The following is a 14,987-nucleotide window of genomic DNA, read 5'->3' on the forward strand; positions in this document are numbered from 1 at the left end:
GCCCTCGTAGAGTCGGGGCATGAGCCGTACCGACGCCCCGCCGCTCCCCGAACCCCTCAGGGTTCCGGTCGCCGATTCACACACCCACCTGGACATGCAGGACGGAACCGTCGAGGAGGGCCTGGCCCGGGCCGCGGCGGTCAACGTGACCACCGTCGTCCAGGTGGGCTGCGACGTGAAGGGCTCGCGCTGGGCCGCAGAGACCGCCGCGGCGCACCCTTCCGTCCACGCCTCCGTCGCCCTGCACCCCAACGAGGCGCCCCGCATCGTGCACGGGGACCCGGAGGGCACAGCCCGGCAGGGGGCGCGCGAGCCCGGTGGGAAGGCGGCGCTCGACGAGGCGCTCGCCGAGATCGACGCCCTGGCCGCCCTCGCGCACGTACGCGCCGTGGGGGAGACAGGACTCGACTTCTTCCGCACCGGTCCCGAGGGCGTCGCCGCCCAGGAGGAGTCCTTCCGGGCGCACATCGAGATCGCCAAGCGGCACGGAAAGGCCCTGGTCATCCACGACCGGGAGGCCCACGCGGACGTGCTGCGCGTCCTCGCCGACGCGGGCGCGCCGGAGCGGACCGTCTTCCACTGCTACTCCGGGGACGCCGAGATGGCGCGGATCTGCGCGGAGGCCGGTTACTTCATGTCCTTCGCGGGCAACGTCACCTTCAAGAACGCGCAGCCGCTGCGCGACGCGCTGGCCGTCGTCCCCGCGGAGCTGGTGCTCGTCGAGACCGACGCCCCCTTCCTCACCCCTGCCCCCTACCGCGGACGGCCCAACGCGCCCTACCTCATCCCGGTCACCTTGCGGGCGATGGCCGAGGTCAGGGGGACCGACGAGGACAGCCTCGCGGCGGCCGTGTACGACAACACCGCGCGGGCGTTCGACTTCTGAGCGCTGCCGCCGCCGCCTCGCGACACGTTGGGTAATCGTACGACTTTGGAGGGTGACGGGACCTCGGCTATCGTGCCCGCGCAAACGGGTCGGCAGCCGGAGTCTCGGGAGCGTCGTGGGCCATTCGCAGGGCAGTCACCGTGCACCGCGCGGCGGGCCGCGTACGCGGCAGGCCCTGGCGCGGGTCCCCGCACCGGCGCCGCCGCGCTCCCTCCACGAGGAGCGGACGATCGTCGCCGTTCTCCGGCCCGGTCCCCTGCCCGTCCACGACCCGACCGTGCTGGACACCCCCCTCGTGCCACCACGGGAACCCGCACGGAGGAGGCCCGCCGGACACCGGGCCGCCCGGCACCGGAGCGGCCCGGAGAGCCTGCGGCGGCTCGTCCCCCGCGCCCTGGTCCTCGCCGTCCTGGCCGGGGGCACCGCCGCCTTCCTCGCGCAGGACAAGGCCGTCAGCGTCAGCGTCGACGGCAGCTCACGCACCCTGCACACCTTCGCGGACGACGTCGGGGAACTCCTCGACGCCGAGGGCGTCAGGCTCGGCACCCGCGACACGGTCGCACCCGCCCCGGGCACCGGGCTCGACGACGGCGACGAGATCGTCGTCCTCCGGGAGACGCCCGGCCCGGGGCCCGCGCCGGGCGGCGGAGGAAGGGGCCCGCGACGGCCGTAGGCTTGACGGGTGAGCACCACAGAGCCCGACGCCCTCCTGGGCCCCGCAGACATCCGCGAGCTGGCCGCAGCGCTGGGCGTACGCCCCACGAAGCAGCGCGGCCAGAACTTCGTCATCGACGCCAACACGGTCCGCAGGATCGTACGCACCGCCGAGGTGCGGCCCGACGACGTCGTGGTCGAGGTCGGACCCGGCCTGGGCTCACTCACCCTGGCCCTGCTGGAGGCGGCCGACCGGGTCGTCGCCGTGGAGATCGACGACGTGCTCGCCGGCGCCCTGCCCGCCACGGTCGCCGCCCGGCTGCCGGAGCGCGCGGGCCGCTTCGACCTCGTCCACTCCGACGCGATGCTCGTGACCGAACTGCCCGGCCCCGCGCCGACCGCGCTCGTCGCCAACCTGCCGTACAACGTCGCCGTACCGGTCCTGCTCACCATGCTGGAGCGCTTCCCCAGCATCGAACGCACGCTCGTGATGGTTCAGGCGGAGGTCGCCGACCGGCTGGCCGCCCGCCCCGGCAACAAGGTCTACGGGGTGCCCTCCGTCAAGGCCAACTGGTACGCCGACGTCAAGCGCGCCGGATCCATCGGCCGCACGGTCTTCTGGCCCGCGCCCAACGTCGACTCGGGCCTGGTGTCCCTCGTGCGGCGCACGGAGCCGATCCGGACCACCGCGAGCAGGGCCGAGGTCTTCGCCGTCGTGGACGCCGCCTTCGCCCAGCGCCGCAAGACGCTGCGCGCCGCCCTGGCCGGCTGGGCCGGCTCGGCGCCCGCCGCCGAGGCTGCCCTGACCGCCGCAGGCATCTCGCCGCAGGCCCGCGGCGAGGCGCTGACCGTCGAGGAGTTCGCCGCCATCGCCGAGAACAAGCCGGAGCCCTCCGCATGACCCACAGCGTCACCGTCCGCGTACCCGCCAAGGTCAACGCCCAGCTCGCCGTCGGCGCCGCCCGCCCCGACGGTTTCCACGACCTCGCCAACGTCTTCCTCGCCGTCGGTCTGTACGACGAGGTCACCGTCACCCCCGCCGACGAACTGCGCGTCACCTGCTCAGGGCCGGACGCGGACCAGGTCCCGCTGGACACCACGAACCTCGCCGCGCGCGCCGCGATCGCCCTGGCCGCCCGGCACGGCATCGAACCCGCCGTGCACATCCACATCGCCAAGGACATCCCCGTCGCGGGCGGCATGGCGGGCGGCAGTGCCGACGGCGCCGGAGCCCTGCTGGCCTGCGACGCCCTGTGGTCCACCGGCGCCACCCGGGACGAACTCCTCGCGATCTGCGCCGAGCTGGGCAGCGACGTACCGTTCAGCCTCGTCGGCGGAGCCGCACTCGGGGTCGGCCGCGGCGAGCAGCTGACCCCCCTGGAGGTCGGCGGCACCTTCCACTGGGTCTTCGCCGTCGCCGACGGCGGACTCTCCACCCCCGCGGTCTACGGCGAGTTCGACCGCCTCACCGCGGGGACCGACGTCCCGGAACCCGCCCCGTCCACCGCCCTCCTGGCCGCCCTGCGCGGCGGGGACACCACCGCCCTCGCGGACGCCCTCGCCAACGACCTCCAGCCGGCCGCGCTCTCCCTGCGCCCCTCGCTGGCCGGCACCCTCGGCGCGGGCACCGCGGCCGGGGCCCTGGCCGCACTCGTCTCGGGATCCGGGCCGACCACGGCCTTCCTGGTGTCCGACGCGGAGTCCGCGCACAAGGTCGCCGACGCGCTGCTCACCTCCGGCACCTGCCGCGAGGCCCGCACCGCCGTGTCCCCGGCACCGGGCGCCACCCTCGTCTGACCGCCGGTACTCAGACGGGAATTGAGTACGGTCGCGCTGCCACCCTCCGGGGGTCCGGCGCGACCGTGGGCGCATGGGATCACCTGTTCGTGAACTGGCCGAGGCCACGCCCGCCACCCGGGACCGCTACATCGACCTGTTGCGCGTCGCCTCGCTCGGCACGGTCGTCCTCGGCCACTGGCTGATGGCCGCCGTCACCACCGAGGGCGTCGGCAACCTCCTCGCCGTCGTACCGGGGCTCCAACTCCTCACCTGGGCCCTCCAGATCATGCCGGTGTTCTTCTTCGTCGGCGGCTTCTCCCACGCGCTGTCCTACCGCTCCCTGCTCCGCAGGCGGCCGGACGGCTCCACGGGGTCCGTGTACCCGTCCTTCCTGAGGGCCCGGCTGCAACGGCTCCTGCGGCCGACCATGGTCTTCGTGCTGGTGTGGGGCGTGGCCGCGCTCGTCGTCCAGCTCCTGGGCGGTGGCGGCGGACTGACCGGGGTGACCCTGCGGCTGGTGACCCAGCCCCTCTGGTTCATCGGGATCTACCTGGCGATGGTCGCGTTCACCCCCGCCCTGCTGAAGCTCCACGACCGCTACGGCTGGGGCGCGTTCGCCGCGCTCGCGGGAGCCGCGGCCGCCGTGGACCTGATGCGCTTCGCCGCCGGCGTCCCGTACGTCGAGTTCCTCAACTTCGCCTTCGTCTGGCTCGCGGTGCACCAGCTCGGGTTCCTGCGCGCCGACGCACGCATCCGCAGGCCCGCGCTCCTCGCCGGGGCCGGCCTGGCCGCCGCCGTCGCGCTGGTGGCCCTCGGCCCGTATCCGCTGTCCATGGTCGGCATGCCGGGTGAGCGGATCAGCAACATGGCGCCTCCCACGCTCGCCCTGCTCGGGCACGGCCTGTGGCTGGTGGGCGCGGTCGAGCTGCTGCGGGCCCCCGGCGCCCGGCTGGTCGCCCGGCCCCGCGTCTGGCGCGCGGTCGTGGCCGCCAACGGCCTCGCGATGACCGCGTTCCTGTGGCACCTCACCGCGATGCTCGGCGTGTACGGGGCGATGACCGCCCTCGGTCTGCCCCTGCCCGAACCGGCCACCGGCGCCTGGTGGGCGCAGGTGCCCGTGCGGATCCTGGCCGCGGTGGCGCTCACCGCGGCCCTGGTCGCGGCCTTCCGTACGTTCGAGCGGCCCGTCCGTGTCGTCCCCACCGGGGCCGAGCGCGGCGCCGGAGCCGTCTCCGCGCTCGGGGTGGCCCTCGCCCTGCTCGGGGTGCTGGGCCTGTCGATGGTCGGCTACGCGGGACTCCTGGAGGGGCGCACCGCGCTGCTGATCGCCTTCCACGTCAGTGCCCCGGCGGCCGTGGCGATGGCCCTGGGCGGCTGGCTGCTCGTCGAACGGGCGGGGCGGCGAGCCGGGAGGGGGGCGGCGGGGGTGGGGTGGCGGGGGTGGGGTGGTACGGGCGGAAGTGGTCAGCGACCGTAGTGGTAGCGGCACGAGACGATGCGTACTTCGTCCTCGACCACGCGGTAGATGAGCCGGTGCTCCTCGCTGATCCGACGCGACCAGTACCCGTGGAAGTCATGCCGGAGAGGCTCCGGCTTGCCGATGCCTTCGTTTCCGTTGCGGTCGATGTCCTGGAGCAAGGTGTTGATCCGCTTGAGGATCTTCCGGTCCTGGGTCTGCCACCACACGTAGTCCACCCATGCGGATTCGTGCCAGACCAGCTTCATTCGATGAGCTCCCGTACAGTGCCGCCGCCGTTTTCAAGATCATCGATCGCTGCCAGAACGCGACGCGCGTTCTCGGGACTGCGGTACAGGTAAGCCGTCTCCTTCATGGCCTCGTACTCGTCGAGTGCGACGATCACCACGGGCTCATGGCCGGCGCGCGTCACTATGACCTCTTCGCGGTCGTTGACCACGGAGCTCAGGGTCTCGGCGTATTTGGCGCGAGATTCGGTATAGGTCATCGTCCGCACAGCAGCCTCCTCATGGACGTACGGAATCCTGTACGTACAGAATAACGTACGCGGTATTCCGGTAGGCGGCAACGAGTGCGCAGGCGGCGTCAGCCCAGCTTCAGGGTCTTCCTCGCCAGCTCGTACGCCGGCAGCATCTCCTCGTGCTCCTGGGAGTCCAGCCCGCCCAGGTGCACCACGAGGGGCCCCAGGGGAGTGGCGACCGCGAAGGCGCGCTCGGTCTTCTGCTCGTCCAGGAGCTCGATGTCCACCGTGTAGGTGACCTCCGCCGCCGCCACCGACCCCGCTTCGGTCTCCTCGTACGAGGCCCCGGTCGCGTTCGGGTCGCCGGCCACGAAGTCCTCCAGCGCCGCGCGAGGGGCAGTACCGGCGCCCTTGCCCTGCCAGACGCGCAGGTAGCCGATGTTCCCCGCCGGCTTGGCGTCGATCTCGCAGACCATCGTGGCCGAGCCCTGCCGCCCCAGTTCCGCGAGCTCGGAGCCGGGCTCCACCTCCACGGCCCGCGGCTTCCAGCCCGCCGCCAGGTCGAAGGTCACCGGCAGCTCGCATGCCGAGCCGGGGGCGCCGAGCGTGCCCCCCTTCTCCGGGGCCGTGCCCTTCGCAGCCGTGCTCTCCGCGGCCTGCGAAGGGGCGCTGTCCCCGTTCTTGGCGCTGTCCGTGCCGGGATCCGTGCCGCCGCCGGACGACGAGGAGCAGCCGGCCAGCACCACCGTCGCCAGGACCGCGGGAAACAGAGCCCGTATCGCGTGCCGCATCATGAAGTCCCCACCCCATACATGTTCCGAACCGCTCCGACCTGGGGTTACTCCCCATGATCGATCGCCGCACGCTATCGCACCCCGCGCGGCGACTACTCTGGGACGTCGAGCGGTCCCCGACGCAGGGATCCCCGAGGCAGGAGTGAAATGGCCGTCAATCTGGTCAATGTCGAGCAGGTCAGCAAGGTGTACGGCACCCGTGCCCTGCTCGACGGTGTATCCCTCGGGGTGTCCGAGGGCGACCGGATCGGCGTCGTCGGCCGCAACGGCGACGGCAAGACGACGCTCATCCGGATGCTGGCCAAGCTGGAGGAGGCCGACACCGGCCGGGTCACCCACAACGGCGGGCTGCGCCTCGGCGTCCTCACCCAGCACGACTCGCTGGACCCGGAGGCCACGATCCGGCACGAGGTGATCGGCGACCTCGAGGACCACGAGTGGGCGGGCAGCGCCAAGATCCGCGATGTGCTGACCGGCCTCTTCGGCGGCCTCGCCCTCCCCGGCTTCGAGCACGGCCTCGACACCGTCATCGCCCCGCTCTCCGGCGGAGAGCGGCGCCGGATCGCGCTGGCGAAGCTCCTGATCGCCGAGCAGGACCTGATCGTGCTCGACGAGCCGACCAACCACCTCGACGTCGAGGGCATCTCCTGGCTGGCCGGACACCTGCGCGCCCGGCGCTCCGCACTCGTCTGCGTCACCCACGACCGGTGGTTCCTGGACCAGGTCTGCACCCGCATGTGGGACGTCCAGCGGGGCAGCGTCCACGAGTACGAGGGCGGCTACAGCGACTACGTGTTCGCGCGGGCCGAGCGGGAGCGCATCGCCGCAACCGAGGAGTCCAAGCGGCAGAATCTGATGCGCAAGGAGCTGGCCTGGCTGCGGCGCGGTGCCCCCGCCCGTACGTCCAAGCCGCGCTACCGCATCGAGGCCGCCAACGAGCTGATCGCCGATGTGCCGCCCCCGCGCGACACCAGCGAGCTGATGAAGTTCGCCAACGCCCGGCTCGGCAAGACCGTCTTCGACCTGGAGGACGTGACCGTCCAGGCCGGCCCCAAGACCCTGCTGACGCACCTCACCTGGCAGCTCGGCCCCGGTGACCGCATCGGCCTCGTCGGCGTCAACGGAGCGGGCAAGACCTCGCTGCTGAGGGCACTCGCGGAGGCGTCCCGCAGCCAGGGCGACGTCCAGCCGGCCGCCGGGAAGATCGTCGTCGGCAAGACCGTCAAGCTCGCCTACCTCTCCCAGGAGGTCGCGGAGCTCGACAAGAACCTCCGGGTCCTCGAAGCCGTCCAGCAGGTGCGCGACCGGGTCGACCTCGGCAAGGGCCGCGAGATGACGGCCGGCCAGCTGTGCGAGCAGTTCGGCTTCGCCAAGGAGAAGCAGTGGACCCCGGTGGGTGACCTCTCCGGTGGCGAGCGCCGCCGGCTCCAGATCCTGCGTCTGCTGATGGACGAGCCCAACGTCCTCTTCCTCGACGAGCCCACCAACGACCTGGACATCGAGACCCTGACCCAGCTGGAGGACCTCCTCGACGGCTGGCCCGGATCGATGATCGTGATCTCCCACGACCGGTTCTTCATCGAGCGCACCACGGACAAGGTGATGGCACTCCTCGGCGACCGCGCGCTGCGGATGCTGCCGCGGGGCATCGACGAGTACATCGAGCGCAGGCAGCGCATGGAGGAGACGGCCACCCCCGCCTCCGCCGCGGCGTCCTCCGCGCCGAAGGCCGCTCCCGTCGAGTCCGTCTCGCCGCAGGCGGCGCGTGCGGCGAAGAAGGAGCTGCAGAAGGTCGAGCGGCAGCTCGACAAGATGTCGACGAAGGAGACGTCGCTGCACGCGCAGATCGCCGACAACGCCACCGACTTCGAGAAGGTCGCCAAGCTCGACGCCGAACTGCGCGAACTGGTGGCCGAGCGCGACGTGCTGGAGATGCGCTGGCTGGAGCTGGCCGAGGACGCGTGATCCGCGTGGAGTGATCGCTGCCTGCGGGGAGTGATCACTGTGGTCCATGGGGCGGGTGGTGCATGGGTGGTACAAAGAAGCCCTGCCCGCTCCAGGGCACCGGACGCGAACGCACGAAGGGGGACGTGCTGATGACCCAGCCGCCCGGCCAGCAGCAACCGCCGCAGGGGGGCTTCGGAGCTCCGTACGATCCCCCGCCGGGCACGCCGCCTCCACCTCCGCAGCCCGGCCACGGCCACCAGCCCCCGTCGAACGGCCCCTGGACGCAGCCGAATCCGCAGGAACCGGGGCCGTACGCACAGCAGCCCGGCCCGTACACGCCCGCGTATCCGCAGCAGCAGCCAGGCCCGTACGCACAGCAGCCGCAGCAGCCCCAGGCGTATCCGCAGCAACCCGGCCCGTACGGACAGCAGGCGGGCTACGGCTACCCGCCCCAGCCGCCGACCGTCGTGGCGCCCCCGGCCACGGGCGGGCCCGGCGGCGGGGGCCGCCTCAAGGGCAGGACCGGTGTGCTCATCGGCGCCGTCCTCGCCGTGCTGCTGCTCGCCGGCGGTGGGGTCTGGCTGGCCACGGGCGACGGCGGTGACGGGAAGAAGCCCGTCGCGGGTCCGAGCGACGACGGGAAGAAACCCACCGGCTCACCCACCTCCGACGACGAGACGTTCGCCGGGCCGACCGCCGCCGAGCTCAACGCCGGGCGTGAACCGGGCGAGGCGAAGGTGGCCTGGCTCCAGGAGAACGGCGTCGACCTCCCGCAGTACGGCGAGGAGACGCACGGCCCCTGGTTCGCCGGGGACATCATCGCCAAGGGCATGTACCGCAAGGTGAGCGGCTACGCGGTGGACGACGGGACCGAGCGGTGGAGTCTGCGACTGCCCACCGACCTCTGCGCCTCACCCACCGCCCCCACGGCCGACGGCAAGGTCGTCGTCGGCATCGAGGACAACGTCTCGGAGTCGGAGGCGTCCTGCTCCGTCCTGCAGATGATCGACCTGCGTACCGGCAAGGCGGGCTGGAAGAAGACCGTCGACCGTTCCGGCCTGCAGGACGGCCTCTCGCACGTCGCCATGTCCATCAGCGGGGACACGGTCACCTTCGGGCGCGACACCGCGTCGAACGCCTTCCGGGTCAGCGACGGCAAGGAGCTCTTCGGCAGGCGTGAAGGCGTCTGCCAGCCCTTCGCGTTCACCGGCGGCGAGCGGATGCTCGCGGCCGTCAGCTGCCAGGCCGAACCCGCCGACCCGGTCCGCCAGCAGGTCCAGGAGGTCGACCCGGTCACCGGAGCGCCCAAGTGGACGTACGAGCTGAAGTCCGGCTGGTCGGTCGCACACATCTACTCCACGAGCCCGCCCGTCATCTCGATCAAGCAGCCGGAGAAGTGGGCCGTCGTCGTCCTGAACGACAGCGGGACCTACCGCTCGCAGGTGGTGGGCGAGGAGAACTACGGCGTCCGGTGCGGTGAGGAGTCCGTGCAGACCGGCAGCAACCTGGACGACTGCGCTGGGGTCGCCGCGGACGCGAGCAGGCTCTATCTCTCGACCCTTCCCGAGGAAGGGTCGAAGACCCAGACGAACAAGGTGGTCGCGTTCGACCTGGCCACCGGCACATCGGCGTGGAAGGCGCCCGCACCGGCCGGACGCCTCATGTTCCCCCTGCGCATGGAGGGCGGGAAGGTGCTGGTCCACGTGCAGTCCGTGTACCGCGAGGGCGGCGAGATCGGCACGCTAACCCCGTCCGCCGGGACCTACGCGACCCTGCTCAAGCACCCGGCGTCGGCGGCCGAGACGGAGAATTCGCTCTTCGCGCCGAGGGTCGCCTACCGCGACGGCCGGTCCTATCTGCTCCCGCAGAGAATCAGCCACGACGAGGACGAGGAGGAGAAGGCGGCGACCGCCGTCCTCGTCTACGGCAAATAGTGCCCGGACCGGGGGGATTCCGTGAAAACCGCCCCCCTGGGACGAACTTGACGGACCATCGGCCGAGCGGACCGCCACGCCCCCCGGTCAGGTGCGTAACGAGGGCATCACGGGCCGGTTCTCCCTTGGGTACAGGGGATGGACCGAGCCCGTGCCCCTCCGGTGCGGGTGGTACAAAGAAGCCCCGCTCGACTGTCTTGAAGCCGCGGAAGCCATGCCCGATTCGCTCCTTTCCGGGGGGAATTCAGAGATGTCTCGCACCTGACCTCTGAACCCAGCGGAATCGCGGGGGAGACCGGACCGGGCACCGGACCGCACGAAGGGGGACGTGCTGATGACCCAGCCGCCCAGCCAGCAACCGCCGCAGGGGGGCTTCGGAGCTCCGCAGGAACCGCAGGGCTCTCCTCAGCCGCCCCAGCAGCCGCCGTCACCACCGGCGGCCCCGCCGCAGATGCCGCCCACGCCCCCGCCCACGCAGCCCGGTTACGGCTACCCGCAGGCACCCGGTGCGCAGCCCGGCTACGGCTACCCGCAGGCACCCGGCCAGGCAGTGCCAGGCCCGTACGCCCAGCAGCCCGGCCCTTACGGCGCCCCGGCCGGTCCGTACGCCCAGCAGCCCGGCCCGTACGGCCAGCAGCCGACCGCCGGTTACGGCTACCCGCAGCAGCAGTACCCCGGCGCCCCCACCCCCGGCGGCTCCGGCGGCGGACCCTTCAAGGGCAAGCCCGCGCTCGTCATCGGCGCGGCGCTCGCCGCGCTCCTCGTCGTGGGCGGCGGCATCTTCGCCCTCACGAGCGGCGGTGACGAGGAGAAGAAGCCCGTCGCCAAGCCGAGCAGCGGCGCCCCGGCCCCGAGCGACTCGCCCACCGTCGACCAGGGAGACGGCAAGGGCGACGGCCGCGAGGCGAACGACGACCTCAACGCCGGGCGCAAGGCGGGCGAGGCCAAGGTCCTCTGGCTGACCACGAACGACGTCGACCTGCCGCGCAACGGCGCCGACGTCTACGGCCCCTGGATCGTCGGGGACACCCTCGTCAAGGGCATGTACCGCTCGGTCACCGGCTACTCGGTGGCCGACGGCAAGGAGAAGTGGACCCTGGCACTGCCCGCCGACATGTGCGCGGCACCCGCCACGGCCACCGCCGACGGCAAGATCGTCATCGGGGTGAAGAACGGCACCACGGACAAGGCCGACTGCGCCGACCTCCAGATGATCGACCTCAACACCGGCAAGGCCGGCTGGAAGAAGTCGGTCACCAAGAACGGCACCTGGGACCTGCTGTCGGACATCGGTCTGGCCATCAGCGGCGACACCGTGACCGTCGGCCGCACCAGCAACTCCAACGCCTACCGGGTCAGCGACGGCAAGGAACTGTTCGGCAAGCCCTCGGGCAACTGCCAGCCGTTCGCCTTCGCCGGCGGGCCCAAGCTGATCGCCGCGTCCAGCTGCCGTACGGCCGACGTGGACAACCCGCAGCACCAGATCCAGGAGGTCGACCCCACCACGGGGAAGCCTAAGTGGACGTACACCCCCAAGCGCGGCTGGGAGGTCGACAAGGTCTACTCGGTGAGCCCGCTCGTCGTCTCGCTGACCCAGTCCGAGGAGAAGAAGTGGTCCATCCTCGCGCTCAAGGAGAACGGAACGCTCCGTTCCCAGCTGGTCGGTGACAAGGAGGACAAGTTCTCCGTCGACTGCGGCCACGACTTCGCCATCTTCGGCCAGCAGCTCGAAGGGTGCAGCGGCCTCGCCGCCGACGCCAACACCTTCTACATGATGACCGAGGACGACACCAGCGGCACCGGCCGCACCAACAAGGTCATCGCCTTCGACCTGAACACGGGCAAGCCCAAGTGGAAGGCCGCGGCCCCCGCCGAGCGCACCATGAAGCCGCTGCGCATGGAGGGCGGCAACGTCCTGGTCTACCTGGAGCCTTCCTACGACAAGGGCGGGGCGATCGCCACGATCGCCCCCACCGGCGGCGCGCCCAAGGTACTGCTGCAGCACCCGGACTCGACGACGCAGATCGAGAACTTCTTCTCGTCCAAGATCGCGTACGCGGGCGGCCGGTCCTTCATCGTCAGCGAACGCGTCAGCGCGAGCAACGACGAGGAGGAGAAAGAGCAGACGACCATGATGGCCTTCGGCAAGTGACGGCCGAGCCCGGTAACCGCAGCCCCTCCTTCTCAGACCCCGCAGAGGTACGTACGCCATGAGCCAGCCGCCCAGCGAACCGCCCCAGGGCGGATTCGGCGCCCCCCAGGACCCGCCGCCCGGCGGATTCGGCGCGCCGACCCCGCCTCCCGCCGACCCGCTCGGCAAGCAGCCCCCGGCCACCCCGCCGACTCCTCCGGCGGGTGGCTACGGCGCCCCGCCGACCCCTCCGGCCGGTGGCTACGGCAGCCCGACGCCCCCGCCCGGCCAGCCGCAGCAGGGCCCGGCCTACGGATACCCGCAGGCGCCGCCCCCCGGCCAGCCGCCCACGCAGCCCGGTTACGGCTTCCCGCAGGCGCCGCCCCCCGGCCAGCCGCCGACGCAGCCCGGCTACGGCTTCCCGCAGGGCCCGCCCCCCGGGCAGCACGGCGTGCAGCAGGGGTACGGCTATCCGACCGCTCCCATGCAGCCGCAGTACGGCGCCCCGCAGCCGAGCGGCAACAAGAAGTTCAGCACCCAGATGCAGATCATCGTCGCCGCGGTCGTCGCCGTGGTGCTGATCGTCGGCGGCGGAGTCATCTACGCCTCCAGCGGCAGTGACGGCGGGAAACAGGACGAGGCCTCCTCCGGGGGGTCCACCGGCGGCGAGGGCAAGGGCGGCGAGGGCGAGGGCCTGAGCGGCGGCAGCGAGAAGGCTCCCGCCGACACCGCGTCCAAGGTCGGCTTCCAGCTCCCGCACCCGAAGGTCACCGACACCACGACCGTCGACGGCTCCTGGGTCACCGACAAGGCGTACGTGAAGACTGGCGTGTACGAGATCGTCGGCTACGACCTCGCCAAGGGCACCAAGCTCTGGTCCATCCCGCTGACCGGCCAGGTCTGCGCGGCGTCCCGGCACATGAGCAAGGACTACAGGACCGCCGTGGTCTTCGAGGAGGGCAAGCCGACCGCGGCCGACAAGTACCCCTCCTGCAACAAGGTGGGCGCGCTGGACCTGGCCACCGGCAAACTGCTCTGGAGCAAGTCGGTCACCTCCGCGTCCAACGGCGACGAGCCCATCAGGTTCAACGAGGTCACGCTCAGCGGCAGCACGGTCGCCGCGGGCGGCACCAGCGGCGGCGCGGCGTTCAACCTGGCCGACGGCGCCGAGCTCTGGAAGCCCCAGACCGACGCCAACAACTGCTCGGACCGGGGATACGGCGGCGGTGAAGCCCTCGCAGTCGTCCGCAGGTGCGGCAGCTACGACGAACCGCAGCTCACCATCCAGGCGCTGAACCCGACCACCGGCGCACCGCTCTCCTCGTACGAGATGCCCGCCGGTGTCGAGTACGCGAGCATCGTCTCCACCAAGCCGCTCGTCGTCGCGGCCGACGTCGGTGACACCGCCGGTGACGGCAGCGGCATCTCGGACTTCTTCTCCATCGACGCGGCGACCGGAAAGCTCCTCGTCCGGATCTCCGCCGACGCGGACAAGTACGCCGCCGAGTGCGGCTCCACCGAGGTCGAGACCTGCAGCTCCGTGGCCGTCGGCAACAACAGGCTCTACGTGCCGACCGAGGAGCACGAGGGCGGCGGCGAGTACGGCGACACCAACGAGATCGTCGCCTTCGACCTCACCACGGGCAAGCTCGTCGGCGGCAAGGCCGACGCGGGCGACCGCTACACGCTGACCCCGCTGCGCATGGACGGCTCCAACGTCATCGCGTACAAGCGGCCCCCGTACGACAAGGGCGGCCAGATCGTCTCCATCGACGGCTCCTCCTTCAAGGAGACCGTGCTGATGGTCAACCCGGACGACGAGACGGTCCGTGACGCGGAGACCAGCTTCTCCACCGACTACGCGGAGTTCATCTACGAGAAGGGCCGGCTGTTCATCTCCGAGAAGATGATCAGTGAGCCCAGCAAGAGCGCGAGCTCGCTGGACGACAAGCAGTACCTCGTCGTCTCGTTCACCACCGTCTGACGCCGCCCCCCCGTTCGCGGGACAGCGGTCACGGCCCTGCCGGTCGATCTTCCGACCGGCAGGGCCGATCGTTTTCTGTCGTGCAAGTAGCCCTGAATGCAGCAGAATTCGGCATTCTGGGGGGCTTCTGCCCGGGAGAGGGCGCGCGACGTCGAACAAGCGTGTAACTTGCCGGGTCAGAGGGGCCGGGGGGCCTGATCAGGTTCGCGCAGCGGTACGGCGCTGTACACATGGGGGCTATCTCGAATGGGCGTGCGGCTCATGGTGGTCGATGACCACCGTCTGCTCGCCGAGGCACTCGCCTCGGCGCTGAAACTCCGTGGTCACCGGGTGCTCGCCGCTGCCGCGCCGACGTCCGGATCGGCGGAACTCGTCGTCAGCCGGGCACCCGAGGTCTGCCTGTTCGGCACGGCGGCGCCCTCGCAGCCCGGAGTCTTCGACCCGATCGCGCGGATCGGGCGGGAGCGCCCTCAGGTGGCCGTGGTGGTACTCGGCCCGGTGCCCAGTCCTCGCGGCATCGCCGCCGCCTTCGCCGCGGGAGCGGCCGGCTACGTACGGCACGACGAACGCATCGAGGGCGTCGAGCGCGCGATGGTCAAGGCCCGCGCCGGTGAGGCCGCGGTCGCCCCGCAACTGCTCCGGGGGGCGTTTGCCGAGCTCCTCCATCCCGCGGTCCAGCCGGACGACGAGGGCCAGCGGCTGCTGCGGATGCTCACCCCTCGCGAGGTCGAGGTGCTGGTGCGGGTCGCCGAGGGCGAGGACACCCGGCTGATCGCCGCGGGGATGGGCATCGCGCCGAGCACCGCGCGCACGCACGTCCAGCGGGTGCTGATGAAGCTGGGCGTCGGCTCCCGCCTGGAGGCCGCGGCGCTCGCGGCGCGTACGGGGCTGCTGGACAGGGCGGTGGGAACGGCGCAGGGGCCGGACGGCCTCGCGTGAAC

Annotated in this window: 12 protein-coding genes and 1 pseudogene; 10 read left to right on the plus strand and 3 right to left on the minus strand. The window is 71.7% G+C overall.

Going from position 1 to position 14,987, the window contains the following annotated elements; all coding sequences use genetic code 11:
* Positions 1 to 19 precede the first annotated feature (19 nt).
* From ABZY45_RS22355 to ABZY45_RS22375, 5 genes and pseudogenes are all read left to right on the plus strand, one after another.
* Positions 20 to 886, plus strand: coding sequence for a TatD family hydrolase (locus tag ABZY45_RS22355; protein WP_356742321.1), 867 nt, complete (start codon positions 20 to 22; stop codon positions 884 to 886).
* A gap of 256 nt (positions 887 to 1,142) precedes the next feature.
* Positions 1,143 to 1,493: pseudogene (locus ABZY45_RS22360) on the plus strand (ubiquitin-like domain-containing protein); the annotation flags it as partial.
* Positions 1,494 to 1,568: 75 nt separating this feature from the next.
* A complete protein-coding gene (rsmA, locus tag ABZY45_RS22365) occupies positions 1,569 to 2,441 on the plus strand; it encodes a 16S rRNA (adenine(1518)-N(6)/adenine(1519)-N(6))-dimethyltransferase RsmA (RefSeq protein ID WP_356742322.1) in 873 nt (290 codons plus the stop codon).
* Complete coding sequence (locus ABZY45_RS22370) at positions 2,438 to 3,337, plus strand: 4-(cytidine 5'-diphospho)-2-C-methyl-D-erythritol kinase (protein ID WP_356742324.1); 900 nt, start codon at positions 2,438 to 2,440, stop codon at positions 3,335 to 3,337. Before rsmA ends, ABZY45_RS22370 begins: the two co-directional genes overlap by 4 nt.
* A gap of 73 nt (positions 3,338 to 3,410) precedes the next feature.
* Positions 3,411 to 4,796, plus strand: a complete 1,386-nt coding sequence (locus ABZY45_RS22375; RefSeq protein WP_356742326.1) for an acyltransferase — start codon at positions 3,411 to 3,413, stop codon at positions 4,794 to 4,796.
* Here ABZY45_RS22375 and ABZY45_RS22380 read toward each other — a convergent pair.
* The 3 genes from ABZY45_RS22380 to ABZY45_RS22390 all read right to left on the minus strand — a co-directional run bounded on the left by ABZY45_RS22380 (position 4,784) and on the right by ABZY45_RS22390 (position 6,050).
* Complete coding sequence (locus tag ABZY45_RS22380; RefSeq protein WP_356742327.1) at positions 4,784 to 5,044, minus strand: Txe/YoeB family addiction module toxin; 261 nt, start codon at positions 5,042 to 5,044, stop codon at positions 4,784 to 4,786. The two genes, ABZY45_RS22375 and ABZY45_RS22380, sit on opposite strands and share 13 nt — an antisense overlap.
* Entirely contained in the window at positions 5,041 to 5,292 is a 252-nt protein-coding gene (locus tag ABZY45_RS22385; protein ID WP_356742329.1) for a type II toxin-antitoxin system prevent-host-death family antitoxin, read from the minus strand. The genes ABZY45_RS22380 and ABZY45_RS22385 overlap by 4 nt, the downstream gene beginning before the upstream one ends.
* Positions 5,293 to 5,381: 89 nt before the next feature.
* Positions 5,382 to 6,050 carry a lipoprotein gene (locus tag ABZY45_RS22390; protein ID WP_356742330.1) on the minus strand — a complete coding sequence of 223 codons (669 nt, stop codon included), beginning with the start codon at positions 6,048 to 6,050 and terminating at the stop codon, positions 5,382 to 5,384.
* A 147-nt stretch (positions 6,051 to 6,197) separates the two neighbouring features.
* Here ABZY45_RS22390 and ABZY45_RS22395 point away from each other — a divergent pair, with 147 nt between their 5' ends.
* The 5 genes from ABZY45_RS22395 (at position 6,198) to ABZY45_RS22415 (ending at position 14,985) form a co-directional block, all read left to right on the plus strand.
* Complete coding sequence (locus ABZY45_RS22395; protein ID WP_356742331.1) at positions 6,198 to 8,015, plus strand: ABC-F family ATP-binding cassette domain-containing protein; 1,818 nt, start codon at positions 6,198 to 6,200, stop codon at positions 8,013 to 8,015.
* 62 nt (positions 8,016 to 8,077) lie between these two features.
* A complete protein-coding gene (locus ABZY45_RS22400; protein WP_356742333.1) occupies positions 8,078 to 9,931 on the plus strand; it encodes a PQQ-binding-like beta-propeller repeat protein in 1,854 nt (617 codons plus the stop codon).
* Between the two features lie 334 nt (positions 9,932 to 10,265).
* Complete coding sequence (locus tag ABZY45_RS22405; RefSeq protein ID WP_356742334.1) at positions 10,266 to 12,083, plus strand: PQQ-binding-like beta-propeller repeat protein; 1,818 nt, start codon at positions 10,266 to 10,268, stop codon at positions 12,081 to 12,083.
* A 58-nt stretch (positions 12,084 to 12,141) separates the two neighbouring features.
* Positions 12,142 to 14,046: a PQQ-binding-like beta-propeller repeat protein gene (locus ABZY45_RS22410; RefSeq protein WP_356742336.1), complete on the plus strand. Its 1,905-nt coding sequence runs from the start codon at positions 12,142 to 12,144 to the stop codon at positions 14,044 to 14,046.
* Positions 14,047 to 14,292: 246 nt separating this feature from the next.
* Positions 14,293 to 14,985, plus strand: a complete 693-nt coding sequence (locus ABZY45_RS22415; protein ID WP_356742337.1) for a LuxR C-terminal-related transcriptional regulator — start codon at positions 14,293 to 14,295, stop codon at positions 14,983 to 14,985.
* The last annotated feature ends 2 nt before the right edge of the window (positions 14,986 to 14,987 follow it).

This window comes from Streptomyces sp. NPDC006516, from assembly GCF_040611875.1.
GTDB lineage: Bacteria > Actinomycetota > Actinomycetes > Streptomycetales > Streptomycetaceae > Streptomyces.

What these genes read in the sequence shown, in the direction of transcription:
- ABZY45_RS22415 (WP_356742337.1), top strand. Translation starts at nt 14,293, where the DNA reads ATGGGCGTGCGGCTCATGGTGGTCGATGACCACCGTCTGCTCGCCGAG.
- ABZY45_RS22390 (WP_356742330.1), bottom strand. Translation starts at nt 6,050, where the DNA reads ATGATGCGGCACGCGATACGGGCTCTGTTTCCCGCGGTCCTGGCGACG.
- ABZY45_RS22400 (WP_356742333.1), top strand. Translation starts at nt 8,078, where the DNA reads ATGGGTGGTACAAAGAAGCCCTGCCCGCTCCAGGGCACCGGACGCGAA.
- ABZY45_RS22380 (WP_356742327.1), bottom strand. Translation starts at nt 5,044, where the DNA reads ATGAAGCTGGTCTGGCACGAATCCGCATGGGTGGACTACGTGTGGTGG.
- ABZY45_RS22395 (WP_356742331.1), top strand. Translation starts at nt 6,198, where the DNA reads ATGGCCGTCAATCTGGTCAATGTCGAGCAGGTCAGCAAGGTGTACGGC.
- ABZY45_RS22375 (WP_356742326.1), top strand. Translation starts at nt 3,411, where the DNA reads ATGGGATCACCTGTTCGTGAACTGGCCGAGGCCACGCCCGCCACCCGG.
- ABZY45_RS22405 (WP_356742334.1), top strand. Translation starts at nt 10,266, where the DNA reads ATGACCCAGCCGCCCAGCCAGCAACCGCCGCAGGGGGGCTTCGGAGCT.
- ABZY45_RS22355 (WP_356742321.1), top strand. Translation starts at nt 20, where the DNA reads ATGAGCCGTACCGACGCCCCGCCGCTCCCCGAACCCCTCAGGGTTCCG.
- ABZY45_RS22370 (WP_356742324.1), top strand. Translation starts at nt 2,438, where the DNA reads ATGACCCACAGCGTCACCGTCCGCGTACCCGCCAAGGTCAACGCCCAG.
- ABZY45_RS22410 (WP_356742336.1), top strand. Translation starts at nt 12,142, where the DNA reads ATGAGCCAGCCGCCCAGCGAACCGCCCCAGGGCGGATTCGGCGCCCCC.